Origin of the sequence: Dactylosporangium roseum, assembly GCF_025264685.1 — a bacterium.
GTDB lineage: Bacteria > Actinomycetota > Actinomycetes > Mycobacteriales > Micromonosporaceae > Dactylosporangium > Dactylosporangium roseum.
This window is the reverse complement of record NZ_CP073721.1, coordinates 1,041,649-1,057,537: the sequence shown is the minus strand read 5'-3', so window position 1 is coordinate 1,057,537 and position 15,889 is coordinate 1,041,649. Positions and strand designations below refer to the sequence as shown.

General features: G+C 73.4%; 11 protein-coding genes. 2 read left to right on the top strand and 9 right to left on the bottom strand.

Going from position 1 to position 15,889, the window contains the following annotated elements; translation table 11 throughout:
• Nucleotides 1–38: 38 nt before the first annotated feature.
• Nucleotides 39–2,126, bottom strand: coding sequence for an ATP-dependent DNA helicase UvrD2 (locus Drose_RS05125; protein WP_260727014.1), 2,088 nt, complete (start codon nt 2,124–2,126; stop codon nt 39–41).
• A gap of 82 nt (nt 2,127–2,208) precedes the next feature.
• Here Drose_RS05125 and Drose_RS05120 point away from each other — a divergent pair, with 82 nt between their 5' ends.
• Together Drose_RS05120 and Drose_RS05115 are read left to right on the top strand one after the other, a co-directional pair.
• Nucleotides 2,209–2,454, top strand: a complete 246-nt coding sequence (locus Drose_RS05120) for a mycoredoxin (RefSeq protein WP_260729616.1) — start codon at nt 2,209–2,211, stop codon at nt 2,452–2,454.
• 64 nt (nt 2,455–2,518) lie between these two features.
• The gene (locus Drose_RS05115; protein WP_260727013.1) at nt 2,519–3,127 is read left to right on the top strand and encodes a hypothetical protein; all 609 of its coding nucleotides are present in this window, start codon (nt 2,519–2,521) and stop codon (nt 3,125–3,127) included.
• Here Drose_RS05115 and nudC read toward each other — a convergent pair.
• From nudC to Drose_RS05075, 8 genes are all read right to left on the bottom strand, one after another.
• A complete protein-coding gene (gene nudC / locus Drose_RS05110) occupies nt 3,108–4,013 on the bottom strand; it encodes an NAD(+) diphosphatase (RefSeq protein WP_390891325.1) in 906 nt (301 codons plus the stop codon). The genes Drose_RS05115 and nudC overlap by 20 nt on opposite strands.
• Before the next feature lie 5 nt (nt 4,014–4,018).
• Complete coding sequence (locus tag Drose_RS05105) at nt 4,019–5,350, bottom strand: M16 family metallopeptidase (protein WP_260727011.1); 1,332 nt, start codon at nt 5,348–5,350, stop codon at nt 4,019–4,021.
• Nucleotides 5,347–6,642: a M16 family metallopeptidase gene (locus Drose_RS05100; protein WP_390891416.1), complete on the bottom strand. Its 1,296-nt coding sequence runs from the start codon at nt 6,640–6,642 to the stop codon at nt 5,347–5,349. Before Drose_RS05100 ends, Drose_RS05105 begins: the two co-directional genes overlap by 4 nt.
• Nucleotides 6,643–6,649: 7 nt before the next feature.
• Complete coding sequence (locus tag Drose_RS05095) at nt 6,650–7,858, bottom strand: S8 family serine peptidase (protein ID WP_260727009.1); 1,209 nt, start codon at nt 7,856–7,858, stop codon at nt 6,650–6,652.
• 162 nt (nt 7,859–8,020) lie between these two features.
• A complete protein-coding gene (locus Drose_RS05090) occupies nt 8,021–8,989 on the bottom strand; it encodes a hypothetical protein (protein ID WP_260727008.1) in 969 nt (322 codons plus the stop codon).
• A 46-nt stretch (nt 8,990–9,035) separates the two neighbouring features.
• Nucleotides 9,036–9,197: a hypothetical protein gene (locus Drose_RS05085; RefSeq protein ID WP_260727007.1), complete on the bottom strand. Its 162-nt coding sequence runs from the start codon at nt 9,195–9,197 to the stop codon at nt 9,036–9,038.
• 87 nt (nt 9,198–9,284) lie between these two features.
• Nucleotides 9,285–12,641 carry an ATP-dependent helicase gene (locus Drose_RS05080; RefSeq protein ID WP_260727006.1) on the bottom strand — a complete coding sequence of 1,119 codons (3,357 nt, stop codon included), beginning with the start codon at nt 12,639–12,641 and terminating at the stop codon, nt 9,285–9,287.
• A gap of 55 nt (nt 12,642–12,696) precedes the next feature.
• The gene (locus Drose_RS05075; RefSeq protein WP_425545097.1) at nt 12,697–15,882 is read right to left on the bottom strand and encodes an ATP-dependent helicase; all 3,186 of its coding nucleotides are present in this window, start codon (nt 15,880–15,882) and stop codon (nt 12,697–12,699) included.
• Nucleotides 15,883–15,889: the final 7 nt, after the last annotated feature.

Below are 15,889 nucleotides of genomic sequence, written 5' to 3'. Positions count from 1 at the left end.
GGGCAATCGAATTTCGGGAGAAAGTCCTTGTCACTTTTCTATCCATCGACACCCACAAGATTGTCCACCGTTGTGCCACCCACCAGCGCGAGGACGTCGTCGCCGTAGAGGCCGAGTTTGCGCGGTCCGATGCCCGCGATGACGGCCAGTTCCTCGCGCCGGGCGGGCCGCCGCTCGGCGATCGCGGCGAGGGTGACGTCGGTGAAAATCACGAACGGGGGTACCTTCTGGACCCCTGCCAGGCGGGCGCGCCAGTCGACCAGCCGGCTCAGCAGCTCCTCGTCGAGATCCGACGGACAGGTCGAGCAGCGGCCGAGCTTGCGGTCGACGCCGTTGACGAGCCCGGTGCCACAGACGCGGCAGGAGACCGCCATGACCCGTTTCACCCGGCCGGCCACCGTGCCCTTGGGTGCGGGTGTCGCCGGACGGGACGGGTCGAGCGCGGGCAGAAAGCGACATGGCCGCCGGGCGCGGCCGCCGGGTGAGCGGGCCGCCGCATACGACAGCCAGAGGGTGTGCCGCGCCCGGGTCACCCCCACGTAGAGCAACCGCCGCTCCTCCTCCACCGCGTCGGGTGTGCGGGCGTGGATGACCGGCAGCGTCCCCTCGGCGAGGCCGACGAGGAACACCGCGTCCCACTCCAGGCCCTTGGCCGAGTGCAGCGACGACAGCGTCACCCCGTCGACGGTCGGCACGTGCTGGAGGGCGGCCCGCCGCGACAGCTCCTCGGTGAACTCCTCGAGGCTGCGTCCCGGCATGCCCTCGGCGAGCGTGACGAGTGCGGCCACCGCCTCCCACCGCTCACGCATCGCCCCGCCGGCCGGCGCCGCGTCGGGCCGCCACCCGACGCCCTCCAGGGCTTGGACGACAACGTCGAGGAGCGCGGCCTCCTGTCCGGGCGCCGTCCGCGTCGCCACGCGGAGCGCGATCATCGCCTGGCGGATCTCGGCCCGGTCGAAGAACCGCTCGGCGTCGTGCACCACATACGGCACGCCCGCCTCGGCGAGCGCCTCCTGGTACACCTCCGACTGGGCGTTGACGCGGAACAGCACCGCGATCTCGCGCGGTGGCGTGCCGGCGGCGATGAGGTCGGCGCACCGGGCCGCCACGGCCGCGGCCTCCTCCGGCTCGTCGGCGAAGACCCGCACGGTCGGCTCGGGTCCGGGCTTGCGCTGCCCGACCAGCTCCAGGCGCAGCTTCGCCAGATCACCGCGAGCCCGCGAGATGACCGCGTTGGCGAGGCCGACGACCTGCGGGGTGGAGCGGTAGTCCCGCACCAGCCGGACCACCCTGGCATCCGGGTGGCGGCGTTTGAAGCCGACCAGGTACGCCGCGCTGGCCCCGGTGAACGAATAGATCGTCTGGCTGGCGTCGCCGACCACGGTCACGTCGTCGCGGTCGCCGAGCCACGCGTCGAGCAGGCGCTGCTGCATCGGGTTGACGTCCTGGTACTCGTCGACGACGAAGTGCCGATACTGCGAGCGGATCTGCGCCGCGACGTCCTCGTGCTCCTCGATCGCCCAGATCGCGGCGCGGATCATGTCCTCGAAGTCGATGACGCCCTGGGCCCGCTTGATCCGCTCGTAGTGCGCGTACACCTGGCCGACCTTCGCCGCGTCGAACGGCGGCTCGCGCAGCGCCTTGGCCGCGGCGACCGCGTAGTCGTCGGGCTCGACGAGCGACGCCTTGGCCCACTCGATCTCACCGGCGAGGTCGCGCGCCGCGGCGCGGTCGGTCTTCAGCCCGGCGCGGGTCGCGGCCAGGCCGACCAGCCGGGCCTTGCTGTCGAGCAGCTCGGGCATCTCGCGGCCGGCGAAGAGCCGGGGTGCGAAATATCGCACCTGGCGCAGCGCGGCGGAGTGGAACGTACGAGCCGGCACGCCGTCGGCGCCGAGCTGGCCGAGGCGGGCGCGCATCTCGGCGGCGGCGCGCGCGGTGAACGTGACGGCGAGGACGTGCCCGGCACGGACCTCGCCGGAACGGACACGGTGGGCGATGCGGTGCGTGATCGCCCGCGTCTTCCCGGTGCCGGCGCCGGCCAGGATGCACAGCGGCCCGGCGGGCGCCGTCACCGCCGACGCCTGCTCCGGGTCGAGACCCGCCAAGATGTCTGAGGAATCCGCCACAACCCGGCATCATCTCAGCCGGGTATGACGTTATCGCGATCGCAATGTCATGACGCGCACCCGCCAGGAGGAACAACAGCTCATGATCACCATGTATTCGACCACGTGGTGCGGGTACTGCCACCGCCTCAAGTCGCAGCTCGACCGCGAGGGCATCCAGTTCCAGGTGGTGGACATCGAGCGGGATCCCGCGGCGGCCAAGTACGTCGAGAGCGTCAACGGCGGCAACCAGACCGTCCCGACGGTGCGCTTCGACGACGGCACCGCCATGACCAACCCGACGATCGTCCAGGTGAAGGCCAAACTCGCCGAAGCGGTCCGTAGCTGACCCTTCACGAAGCGGCGTCGACTCGCTACGGTGGCTGGCAGGGACACCTGGGGAGGCGCCCATCATGCGGGTTGCACGCGACTTCGCCGTCGGCGGTCCCCGGCCGCACCACGCGCCCGAGCGGCCGCGGGTGGCCGATCCGGACCGCCGGCGGCGCATCGCGGACTACCTGTCCGGCGGCACCACGATCAGCCGTGGCCACGGCCCCGACGTGCTGCACACCGACGGCGTGTGGCTGTGGCCCGAGCGGTTCGTCACCGAGATCCTCAAGCAGGGGCTCGCGCCGGAGCCGGATCTCCTCGGCTACATGCGCGCCCGGAGCTACCGCGCGTCCGCGCCGCCGCCTGACGCGCGGCTGACCGAGGACGCGCTCGCCGCCTGGCGATCGGGACCGCCGCCCCGGCCGAGGCTGCTCATCACGTACTTCGTCCGCGTCGACGACGAATCGACGCCGGACTCGCCGCTGTCCCTGCTGCGCAGGACGGTCACTCCGGCGGGGGACGTGACCGAGGAGGCCCTCTGGCGGGACATGGCGTGGCATCCGACCAACGCCTTGTCGGTACCGAAGGTCGACTACGACATCCGCGAGGTGACCTCGGCACACGCGGCCGGCGTGCTCGACACCTGGTGCACCAGGTGGCACGCGGCCGCGCTCAACCGAGCCACGACGTGACCAGATAGTGGGCGATGGACGCGGGGAACGGCAGCCCGAAGTCCCGCGACCGGCCCTCCAGCACCGCGGCGATCTCCGTGCGCGTGAACCACCGGGCCTCGACGATCTCCTCGTTGTCGACCTGCACCTGGGCGCCGACCGGTGCCGTGGCGTGGAAGCCGAGCATCAGCGAGCCGGGGAACGGCCAGGGCTGGCTCGCGGCATACCGGACGTCGCCGACCCGCACGCCGACCTCTTCGAGGACCTCACGGGCGACCGCCATCTCGGCGGACTCCCCCGGCTCCACGAAGCCCGCCAGGGTCGAATACCGCCGGATGCCGCTGACGTTGACCCATCGCGTGCTGCTGCCGAGCAGGCAACGACCCTCCGGCCCGGCGACGTCGTCGTGGACCAGCATGATCACCGCCGGATCCGTGCGCGGCCACAGCGTCTCGGTGCCGTCCTCGGTCGTCCGCACCCAGCCGCCCTGCGCGGGTGTGGTCAGCTTGCCGCTCAGTGGGCTGAACGGATGGCGGGAGTGCCAGTTGGCCAGCGCGACCGCGGTGACGAAGAGCCCGGCCGGCAGGTCGGGCAGCAAGTGGCCGACCTGCCGCAGGTCGACCCGGCGCGTGCCGGGCATCGGCAAGACGTCGGCGGCCACCGCGAAATACACCGTGCCGCCGGGCTCCTCCCCCAGGAAGAACCGCTCGCCCTGCGGCGCCTCGGCGGAGTCGATCAGCACAAGCTCCGGCGGGTTGCCGGGGTCGACCAGCACGTGGCCGTCGTCGACCACGACGACGCGCGCCCGCGACCACGCTTCGGACAACCAAGCGGCATCGGTACGGCGATGCGCCGCCCGGTCCAGCATGCCGCGCGTGAACGGCGGGCCGGACCGGGCAGATTCCACCGACGTCATGAAGCCGCTCGGGTCACGGCGGTCAGGGCGCCGAGCGGCGTTTCGATCTGCTCGGCATCGCCGAGCACCACGGCGGCGGCCTTCGCCGGCGCGAGGTACTCCGTCGCCGCCGCGGCCACCTCGTCCCGGCTGACCCGGGCCAGCTTGGCGGCGTGCTCGGCCAGGTAGTCCAGCCGCAGCCCGAAGCCCGCATACGTCGAGACCAGACCGGCCAGGCCCGCCTGCGTCGACATGCCGAGCTGGAGGGTGCCCAGCGCATACTGCCGTGCCTGCTCCAGCTCCTCCTCCTTCGGTGGAAGGCTCGCGAGGCGGCCCAGCTCGTACAACGTCTCGAGCAGCGCCGGCCCGGTCACCTCCGTCGCCACCTCGGCCGCGACGACCAGGGCGGACCCGGCGACGGCGTGCTCGACGAGCGAGTGCGGCCCGTACGTGTACCCCTTGTCCTCGCGGATGTTCTCCACCCAGCGGGACGAGAAGTAGCCACCGAAGACCAGATTGGCCAACTGCAGCGCGGCGTGGTCCGGGTGCCTGCGGGACACCGCCGGCAGCGCCAGGCGCACCGACGACTGCACCGAGCCGGGCCGGTCGACCAGGGTCAGCGGCCCCGGCTTGAGCGGCGGTGCCGGCGGCAGCTCGATCTCGCTGCCGCCGCCGTCCCACTTCGACAGCATGCGCTCGGCGGCGGCGATCGCCTTCTCCGGCGCGATGTCACCGACGATGACCAGCGTCGCGCCGGCCGGGTGGAGCCGCTCGGCGTGCAGGGTGCGCAGGCCGGCCGGCGTGACCGCCTCCACCTGCTCCGGCGTGGGCGTCTGGACGGCATACGGGTGCTTGCCGTACATCCGTTTGAGCAGCGCGACCCGGGCAAGGTGGCTCGGCTGGGTCTGCGCCACCCGGATCCGGTCCACCAGGCGCGAACGCTCGGTGCCCACCTCGTCGGCCGGGTAGCTGGCGTCGGTGAGCACCTCGGCGAGGATGTCGAGCAGCCGGTCGAGCCCGCCGACGAGCGCGTTGCCGGAGATGAGCAGCCGGTCGGGGTCGGCGCCCGCGGACAGGCCGCCGCCGACCTTCTGCAGCTCGGCGGCGATGTCCACGGTCGACATCGTCGACGTGCCGGACAGCACCGTCTGGGTGAGCATCGCGGCCCGGGCCAGGTTCGCCTTGGCGAACGGCACCCGCAACCGGATCTCCACCAGCGGCACCGACGAGCGGCGCAGCGCGATGACGGTCAGCCCGTTGTCGAGCGTCTGCTCGACAACCTTGGGCAGCTTCAGCGGGCGGTTGGGCCCGAGCACCGGAAGGGTCCGGACGGGGGTTGCGACAGTCACTTGGCTCCTCCGGGGATGACCTCGACCGCGGCGCGGCGGGACGGGACCAGCTCGGCCGCGGCGGCGACGATCTGCTCCTCGGTCACCTCACCGATCAGCGTGTGCAACTGGTTGAGCAGCTCCGGCTCGCCGCGCTGCTGCTCAAGAACGGCCATCTGCAGGGCGCGGCCGAGCACCGCGTCGGTGTCGCGCAGCAGGTGGGTGGCCATGCGGGCCTGGGTGCGGCTCAGCTCGTCCGGCGCGAGCCCGTCGGTGGCGATCCGCACGGACTCCTCCTCGATGCTGCGCAGCACCTTGTCGACATCGCCGCCCGGAGGAAGGTGGGCCTGGAGGATCAGGGCGGTGGGGTCGCGCACCGCGAACGGCTCACCCATGAACCCGACGTAACCGCCGACGCTGGTGACCGAGCGGTCCCGCAGGACCAGGCGCTCGACGAGACGGGACGCGTCGCCGTCGGTGAGCACCTCGGCCAGCACGACATACGGGAGATAGGCCCGCAGGTCGTTGACCGGGTCCGGGATCCGCCACGCCGCCGCGACCGCCGGCAGGGGCGCCAGCCGATCCTCGTAGGAGGAACGGCGCTCGGCGGTCAGGTCGGGCTCGGCGAAGTCGGGGCGCACCGGGGCGGGTCGCGCGGGCACGTCACCGAAGTGCCGCTCGATCAGCTCGGTCGCCGTCGCCACGTCGAAGTCGCCGGAGACCGCCAGAACGGCGTTGCCGCAGGCGTAATAGCGGTCGAAGAAGTCGGCGGCGTCGGCGACGGTCGCCGATTCGAGATCGTCGAACGACCCGTAGCCGTCGTGCGCGTTGGCGAACGTGTCGAACATGACCGGGGGCAGCCGCAGCCACGGGAACCCGCCATACGGCCGGTTCAGCACGTTGACCCGGATCTCCTCCTTGACCACGTCGACCTGGTTGCGGAGGTTCTCCTCCGTCAGGCGCGGCGACCGCATGCGGTCGGCCTCAAGGAAGAGTGCCCGCTCCAGCGCATTGGACGGCAGCGTCTCGAAGTAGTCGGTGTAGTCGAAATGCGTCGAGCCGTTGAACGTGCCGCCGGAACCCTGCACGTAACGGAAATGGGCCAGCTTCTCGAGGCTCTCCGAGCCCTGGAACATCAGGTGCTCGAACAGGTGCGCGAAGCCGGTGCGCCCTTCGGGCTCGGATCTGATGCCGACGTCATAGACCACCGCCACGCCGACGACGGGGGCGGCACGGTCAGGAGTGAGCACCACCCGCAAGCCATTGGGCAGGGTGAGGCGCTCGACAGGATACTTGGAAGCCGGGATCCGCACAGCGGCACTACGACGAGGCACGCACCGAATCTATCTGGTCCGGCTCAGTTCCGTCCCTCTCCGTTCCGGTCGTGGACGCGCTGATCCGTTGTTCGCTCCGCACCGCGTAGAGCGCGAGGACCGCGATCACGGCGACGAGCGGCAGGCTGAGCAGCCATCCGAGCTGGCCACGGGAGCGCGGCGGCTTCGGCGCGGCCTGCGGCTCGGGCGACGGGCTCGCGCTGGCGGTCGGCTGCGGGCTGGCCGACGGCGAGGGCGCCGGCAGGTTCCTCGTCAGCGCCGGCACGAGGTCGAGACGGCCGAGTCCGTATTCGCGGTCCGGGCCCTTGGCGCCCGCGTCGACCGCGGTCAGGGCCAGCCGGCGCACGATCTCGGGGGCGGACAGCCCCGGATAGGCGGAGCGCAGCAGCGCGACCGCCCCGGCCAGCAGGCCGACCGACGCACTGCCGTCGTCGACGCGGTAGCCGCCGCCGCTGTTCGTGGTCATGATCTGATCGCCGGGCACGCCGAGACCCAGGCTCCGTCCGCTGTCGGACCGGACCCGGACGTCGCCGGCACGGGTCAGCGGTACCGCCGCCAGAACGCCGTCGTACGCGGCCGGATACGGCTCGAAGGCCCGGCTGGGCTGGTTGCCGTCGGAGGCGACCACGATGGCGTCCCGCTCCTGCGCGTCGCGGACCGCCTGCCGGAGCCGATCGCTCGCGCCGACGGAGTAGCCCACCACGATGATCTTCGCGCCGCGCCGGACGGCCAGAGCGATGCCGTCCGCGAGCTGGTCGGGGCCCACGCCGGCATCCGGGTCGGGGCTCGCCGGGCGGCCGATGACCACCGGCAGGATGCGCGCGCCGGGCGCGACGCCGATCACGCCGGCGCCGTGCTCGTCGCCGCTGCGCTCGTCGGGGTGGCCCCGGCCGGCGATGAGGCCGGCGAGGGCGGTGCCGTGGCCGTCGTCGTCGATGCCGCTGGCGTTGGGCGTGTCGGTGACGAACACCGGGTCGAGGATGCCGCCGGTGAGGTCGGGATGGCTGCGATCGACGCCGTTGTCGACGATCGCGACCGTCACCCCGTCGCCGCGGCTGCGCTGGTTGGCTTCGGCCACCTTGAGGTACTTGAGGTGCCACTGATCGTCACGGATGACGTCCGCGCTTGCGGGACTGCCGGCGCCGAGCACGACAACCGTCCCGAGGACCACCGCGAGGGCCAGCGGCTGTTTCATGCGCGATAGCGTGCCGGATCGACGCAAGTGACGCCACTCGACCCGGTCTCCCCTTCGCCGATCTTGCAGTTGTGGTGCCGGAACACTCCCTGGATGCCCGGTTTGTTAGGCACCACAACTGCAAGATCGACGCGCCATGAGAGCTGGCGGACGGCAGTGGCGCTAGATCGGCCGGACGCTCTCCGGGGCTTCGTCCGCCACGTAGTCGAACTGACGGTGCGTGTCGGGGATCGACACGTAAAGGATCGCGGCCTCGACCCGGCCGACGTCGACGAGCGCGATCGAGACCAGCTCGCTCTTGGCCTTGAGACCGGGCTGGGAGAAGTGCAGGCGAAACTTGATCAGCCGGGCCGGCCGGCCGCCGAGCTCCAGGTCCTTCGCTTCGATCGGCTCGAGCTGGTTGCTGTCGGGGTAGAAGCTCACCCGCACGTCGGCGGCGATCTGGTCGCCGATGCACTTGAGGTCGAGCACCAGGCCGTCGTTGACCGCGGCCGGGACGTGCCCGGACAGGATCGTGGCGTGGTAGTCGCTGCCGCCCCCGCCGTAGTTGGGCTCGGTGACGAAGTGCTGGCCGACACGGTAGGTCACCTTGAGCTCACCCCGGTCGACCCAGGCCGCGTCCCAAGGGGACCACGGGTCGCCGTACTCCTTGTAGGAGATGCCCGCCTCTTCGTCGGCGGTCCGCGGCCCGGCCGGGGCCGGAGGCACCTGCTGGTTGGGCCGCTCGGGCGGGATGCTCGGCGGCGGGCAGCGGCGGGCCAGCTCCGGGCGCGTGTCGCTGGGCGAGTCGGGTTTGCCGGCGAAGATCCCGCCGGGCGTCGTCGCGTTGTTGGTCATGACCGAGGCGAGGATGACGACCAGGCCGATGACGACGACCGCGATCGCGCCGCCGCCCAGCCACTTCATGATCCGCTTGTTGCGCCGGATCGGGTCGTCGTCGTCCGGCCCGCCGATCAGCACGTCGGGCGGCGGCACCACGGGCGGCACGCCCAGACCGGAGACATTTCCGGACCGATACCCCGACGCGGCACGCGGCTCGCCCGCCGGCCGTTGAACGGTCGGCGAAGGACGCACAGGCTCGACCACGATCTGCGTGTCGGGCTCAGCCCAGGGCGAACGCTGCTCGGTCATCTCACAGTCAGTGTCGCAGCCCGATGCCCGGACTGCCAAAGCTTCCTCAAGGCTGCGGTTGTGGTGGTGGGTGGAGCTCCGTCACCTGCGGATATCGCGGCCCGTCGGCGGCGGCGAGCGGCCCGATGACGATCAGTGCGACGGTCACCACCCCGGCGGTGGCGACCCCGACGACCACGGCGACCTCGCGCATCTGCGATACCTGCATCGTGCGCACACCCCCTCGCATGCCACCTAGGACAGCTTTCAGGAGGAATCAGTTCCCACGACAGCGAAATGTCGGAACTTTGCCAGTTCATCGGGCGTCGGCGGCCCGGCCGACCGGGAGCGCGGTGATCAGCGCCAGAAGACCTTCCTCGTCGAGCAGGTCGGCCGGGCGGACCGTCACCCCGTCGCGGACGTAGAAGAAGGCGGCCCCGACCCGCTCCAGCGGGACGCCGCGGAGCTCGGCCCACGCCAGCCGGTACGCCGCGAGCTGCACCGCCGCCGCCGTCGCGTCACCGCCGCCCGGCCGGCCGCCGGTCTTCCAGTCGACCACGTCATACCGTCCGTCGGGGTGCCGGTAGACGGCATCCATTCGCCCGCGGACCACCACCCCGGCGATCACGGAGGCGAACGGCACCTCGACGTCGAGCGGCACCCGGTCGGCCCACTCGCTGGCCAGGAACTTCGTCTGTAGGTCGGCGAGGGCCTCGTCGGGTGCGGCCCCCTCGTCGGCGGCGCCGGGCAGCTCGTCGAGGTCGAGGAGGCGCTCGGCCTTGAACCGCTGCTCAAGCCAGTGGTGGAAGGCGGTGCCGCGCCGGGCGTACGGGTCCGGGCGGGACGGCAGCGGCCGGCGCAGTGACCGGGCGAACCGCTGCGGGTCCCGCCGCAGTGCCACGAGCTGCGAGACCGAGAGGTGGCCGGGGAGCGACACCTCGACGGCCCCGTCGGAATGCGGGGTCAGCCGGGCTCGCTCGGCGAGAAGGAGGTCGGCCTCGGCCGCCCACCTCCGCCCGGCGCGATCCCGCAGCACCTCGTCGGACCACCCGCGGGCACCACCCTCGGCGGGCGCGGCCCCGACGGACCCGGGCGCGGGCGGCTCCTCCTCGGCGGCGCTCTCCGCCGACGGCGCGACCACCGCCGCCGAACGGACCATCGCCGCGGCCGCCTCCAGCAGCGGCCGGCGGGCGCCCAGCGGGTCGGCGGGCCAGCTCGCGCTGGGAACCTCGGAGGCGGTCGGGTTCTGCGCGTCCTGCGCCGGCGTCTCCGCCCACGCGTCGACCACACCCGCGCCGGCCAGGCAGCGCTCGCGGATCTCCGCCAGGAACACCGACGGGCCACGGGCCCGTTTGACGCCCTCGCCCCACCAGTACCCACTGGCGAGCAGCAGCCGCCGCGGGCGCGTCACCGCCACGTAGGCCAGCCGCCGCTCCTCGCGCACGTCGTGCTCGCGCCACTCGCGGTTGAACAGCTCCAGCCGGCCCACCACACCCTTGACGTCGGCCACGCCGGACAGGTCGAGCGAGGGCAGCCCGGCGTGGTCCCCGCGCAGCGGGAACGGCAGGACACCGAGGCCCCGCAGCCAGTGGTCGCCGGAGTTGCTCGCGCCGGGGAACACGTCGACGCACAGGCCGGCCACGGCGACGACGTCCCACTCGAGGCCCTTCGCCGCGTGGGCGGTCAGGATCTGCACCGCGCCGTCGACCACCTCGACCTCGCCGGGCGCGAGACCGCGCTCCTCGTTTTCGGCGGCGGCGAGGAACGCCAGGAACGCGCTCAGCGTCGCACCCTCCGACTCCGCGGCGAACCGGGCCGCGATGTTGCTGAACGCGTCGAGGTGACCGCGCGCCAGGCCGGCGTCACCGGGACGGGCGGCGACCTCGACGTCGAGGCCGGTGACCCGCTCGATGTCGGCGACCAGGTCGGGCAGCGGCTGGTCGAGCCGGCGGCGCAGCCGCCGCAGCTCCAGCCCGAGGGCGGCGAACCGGCGGTGCCCCTCGGGCGAATACCCGTCGGCGTCGCCCAGGTCGTCGAGCGCCTCGACGAGCAGGGCCTCGTCCAGCCGGTCCGCGAGGTCCGGCTCGTCGTCCGGGGACGCCCGGCGCGCGGCGGCGAGGGCACGCGCCCGCCGGTACAGCGCCACGAGATCGCGCGGCCCGATGCGCCACCGCGGCCCGGTCAGGATGCGCAGGAGCGCGGCACCCTCGGCCGGGTCCGCGAGGACCCGCATGGTGCTCACCACGTCGCGGACCTCGGGCGTGTCGAGCAGGCCGCCGAGGCCGACGACCTCGACCGGCAGGCCGCGGGAGCGCAGCGCGTTTTCCAGCGCGGGGATCTGCGCGCGGGTCCGCACCAGGACCGCGGTCGACGGCCGGTCCTCGACCGGGATGTCGTAGGGGAACGTGTCAGGGTCGACCTTCGCCGCGAGCCGCCACGAGGCGACCACCCGGTCGGCGATCCACGCGGCCTCTTCGGCAAACGTCTCGAGCAGTGCGCAGTGGACGGTCGCGGTGGAGGCGGGCTCGGCGAGGCGGTCGGCGGGTGCCAGCTCGGCGACGCGCGCGCCGTGCGCCCGCAGCGGCTGGGACAGCGTGTTGGCCACGTCGAGGATCTCGGGCCGGTTGCGCCAGCTCGTGGTCAGCGACAGCTCCGGTGCCGGCACGCCGGGCGCGGCCGGGAACTCCGCCGGGAACCGGTCGAGCGTGCCGGCCGAGGCACCGCGCCAGCCGTAGATGGACTGGCAGGGGTCACCGACCGCGGTGACCGGGTGCCCCTCGCCGAACAGTGCGCGCAGCAGCACGACCTGCGCGTGGCTCGTGTCCTGATACTCGTCGAGCAGCACGACCCGGAACCGGTCGCGCTCGACGGCCCCGACCTCCGGATGATCGCTCGCCACCCGAGCCGCCCTGGACAACTGGTCGCCGAAGTCCATGGCTTCCAGCAGCGCTTTCTTCTCCTGATACTGCCTGATCAACGGCAGCAGTTGCAGCCGGGCCTGCTGGCGGGAGAGGACGTCACGCACCGGCTTGGCCATCTTGCCCGTCTTGCCGCCGACCTCGGCGAAGAACCGGCCGGTCCACGCGGCGACGTCGGCCGGCTCGCGCAGGTGCTCGGCGAGGTCCCCGGCAAGGTGCAGCACGGCGTCGACGACCGTCGAGGGGGCCGCGGCCACGGCGGTCATGTCGCCGTCGTAGGCACGCACGACGGCGTCGGCGAGCTGCCAGCACGCGGCCTCGGTGAGGAGCCGGGTCGACGGCTCGAACCCGGCCCGCACGCCGTGCTCGCGGACGACGCGCGTGGCATACGAGTGGTACGTCGCGACGGTCGGCTCGCCGGCGATGAGGTCGTCGCGGCCGAGGCGGCGGACCAGTTGCCCGAGGCGCTGCCGGATGCGGTGCGACAGCTCGCCGGCGGCCTTGCGGGTGAAGGTCAGGCCGAGGATCTGCTCCGGCCGCACGTGGGAGTTGGCGACCAGCCAGACGACCCGGGCCGCCATCGTCTCGGTCTTGCCGGACCCGGCACCGGCCACGACGAGCAGCGGCGAGACCGGCGCCGCGATGACCGCGGCCTGCTGGACGGTCGGCGCCGGCAGGCGGAGCAGCTTCGCCAGCTCGACGGGTGTGTACCGCGGGCCGGCGTCGATCTTTGGCGACGTGCTGGCCGCGGTCATGCGACCACCGGACCGCGCGCATGATGACCGGCCCCGGCGCCGCGCTCCGGATCGATCACGTGTCCGCGCCCGTCACGTGGCGGCCCTTGCCGGACACCGGGCACGAGGTCTTCACCGGGCAGACCCGGCACTTGTTGTTGACGACCGCGCTGAAGGTCGACGCCGCCATCGTCCGCGCCGTGCGCTGGACCAGCGCACGCGCCCAGTTGGGGTCGTCGGCCTCGCTGAGCGGCGGCTGGACCTGCTCGCGGGCGGTGTTGGTGTCGCCGCCGAGCTGAACGAGCGCGGCGCCGCCCGCGACGTCGGACTCCTGGAACGCGCCGAGCTCGATCGCGGCCTGGTAGGCCGCGAGCTGCGGATGCTCGGCGAGGTTGGCGTTGACCGGGATGGTCTTGCCGGTCTTCAGGTCGACGACCACGAGCCGGCCGTGCTCGTCGAGCTCCAGCCGGTCGACCCGGCCCTTGATCTCGACCGGCGCCTCCGGATCGGCCAGCTCGACCAGAAAGTCCTGCTCGATCGCGACCAGCCGGCGGGGGTTGCCGGCCAGCCAGCCGATGAGCTTGTCGAGCATCGTCTCGGCGCGCTCCCGCTCGCGCCCGGCCAGCCAGCGCGCCGACAGCTCGATGGCGTCGAACCGGTCGGCGACGTAGGCCACGAGCTGCGCCCGGTCGACGGTCGCGTCGGAGGCGAGCATGGCCGCGGCGTGAACGAGGTTGCCGATCGACTGCTCGGGCGACGGGGTGAGCGATCCGCCGTGCCGCTCCAGCAACCATCGCAGGCTGCACCGGTCGACGCTCTCGACCGTCGACGGGGTGACCTGGACCGGCTCGCCCGGGTCGACGAGCGGCCGGTCGTCGGAGAGCGCCGGCAGCCCCCACCAGGTGTCGGGGTCGGCGCCCGGCACGTCCTCGGCGGCGAGCCGGGCCAGCACCCGGGCGGCCGCCGTGCGCTCGGCGTCGGAGGCGTCGGGGTCGACGAGCGCGACCCGCAGCTCGGCGACGAGCGTCGGCAGCGTAAGGGCGTGCGGCGTCTCGAACGTGGCCTGCCCGTCGAGCTCCTCGTCGCTGGCCAGCTCGGTGAGGAACCGGCTCGGCTGCTCCTCGCCGTCGCCGGACGCGACGGCGGTGACGAGCATCTGCTCGCGGGCCCGGGTCACCGCGACGTAGAACAGCCGGCGCTCCTCGTCGAGCAGTGCCGACAGCCGGCCGATCGTCTCCATGGTGCGCCCCGCCAGCACCTCGACCAGCAGCTCCGAGCCGAGGACGCTGCCCCGCAGCCGTAGGTCGGGCCAGACGCCCTCCTGCACGCCGGCGACCCCGACGACGTCCCACTCCAGGCCCTTGGCGGCGTGCGCGGTGAGGATGCGCACGGCGTCGCCCCGGTCGGCGGACGGGGCGAGCGAGTCGGCCGGCAGGTCCTGGCCCTCGACGTGGTCGAGGAAGACCTCGGTCCCGGCGCCGGGCAGCCGGTCGGTGAACCGGGCCGCGGCGTCGAACAGCGACACGACCGCGTCGAGGTCGCGGTCGGCGGCGGCGCCCCGGTGGCCGCCGCGCGAACTGATCATGGACCAGCGGTCGGCGAGGCCGCTGGCGTGCCAGACCGCCCACAGCACCTCTTCGGCGGTGGCGCCGGGCCGGGCCGCGGCGTCCCGGGCCTCCTGGAGCAGCCGGGCGACCGTCCGCGCCGGCGCCGCCCAGCGCCGCTCGACCATGGCCAGCTCGGCGGGGTCCTTCAGGGCCGCGACCAGCAGCACGCCCGAGGGCCGCCGGCTGCCGGCCGCCAGGGCGAGCGCCCGCAGCCCCTGCCGCAGCCGCCGCTCGGCCAGCGGATCGGCGCCGCCGAGCGGCGAGTGCAGCAGCGCGATCGCCGCGTCCTCGTCGAGCCGGGCGTCGTCGAGGGCGCAGCGCAGGAGCAGCAGCAGCGGCGCGATGGCCGGCTGGAGGTGCAGCGGGAGGTCCTCGGCCTCGGTCACGGTCGGCACGCCGGTCGAGTGCAGCGCCCGCTGCAACGGCGCGAGCTGCCGGGCCGTGGACCGCACGATCACGGCCATCCGGGACCAGGGCACGCCGCGCAGCAGGTGCGCCTCGCGGAGGCGGTGCGCGAGGAACGCGGCCTCGGCGGTCTCCGAGGCGAACGTGCGTGTCTCGACGGTGCCGCCCGGACGCGCCGGCTGCAGGAGGCGGTGCCTGGATGGGCCGCGCAGGCGCACCGCGACCCGCCGGGTGGGCGCCAGAAGGCCGTCGCCGAGCCGCCGCGAGTGCGGCAGCGTCACCTGCGGGGCGGGCGCGCCGGCCGCGGTCGGGAAACGGGACGGGAACTCGCCGACGATCGAGGGGTCGGCGCCACGGAAGGCGAACGTCGACGAGTCGGGGTCGGCGAACGCGACGAGGTGTGCGCCGTTGCCCGCGATGAGCTCCAGGAGCTCGACCTGGGCCGGGTCGGTGTCGGGCAGCTCGTCGAGATACACGAACGACAGCCGGCGGCGCTCCGCGGCCAGCAGGTCGGGCTCGTCCAGCAGGAGGGACGCGGCAGCACGGACCAACTCGGCGTAGTCGTATGCCACGGAACCCCTCGTCGTGGCGTCGCGCAACGCCAGGACCTGAAGATATTCCTCGAAGAACCGGGCGCCGGCGGCCCAGTCGGCGCGGCCGTGGATCGTCGCCAGGCGCGCCAGGTCGGCCGGGCCCACCCCACGCTCGACGGCGCGCAAGAGCAGGTCGCGCAGCTCGGTGGCGAACGCTCGGGTGCCGAGTGCGCCCTCCAGCGACTCCGGCCAGGCCACGGTGCCGCCGGCGAGCAGCTCGCGGATGACGAGGTCCTGCTCGGGGCCGGTGAGCAGGCGCGGTGACGGCTCGCCCCGCTCGACGGCCGCCCGGCGCAGCAGGCCGAACGCATAGCCGTGGAACGTGCGGACCGTCGGCTCCGCGGTCGTGCGGAGGCCGGCGGTGCGCCCGAGCCGGGCCTCGACGCGGTCGCGCAGCCGCACGGCGCCGCGCCGGCCGAAGGTCAGCACGAGGATGCGCTCCGGATCGACGCCGTCGGCGACCCGTGCGGCGACCGCCTCGACCAGCGTGGAGGTCTTGCCGGTGCCGGGGCCGCCGATGACGAGCAGCGGGCCGGCGGTGTGCTCGACCACGAGTCGCTGCCAGGGATCGGCGCCGATCGGGGCAGCCGCCACCGGGGGCCGTCGCACCAGCCGATAGGCACGGCGCGGCCCCGCGGGAGAAGCTGTCGCGGTCACGCGGCTA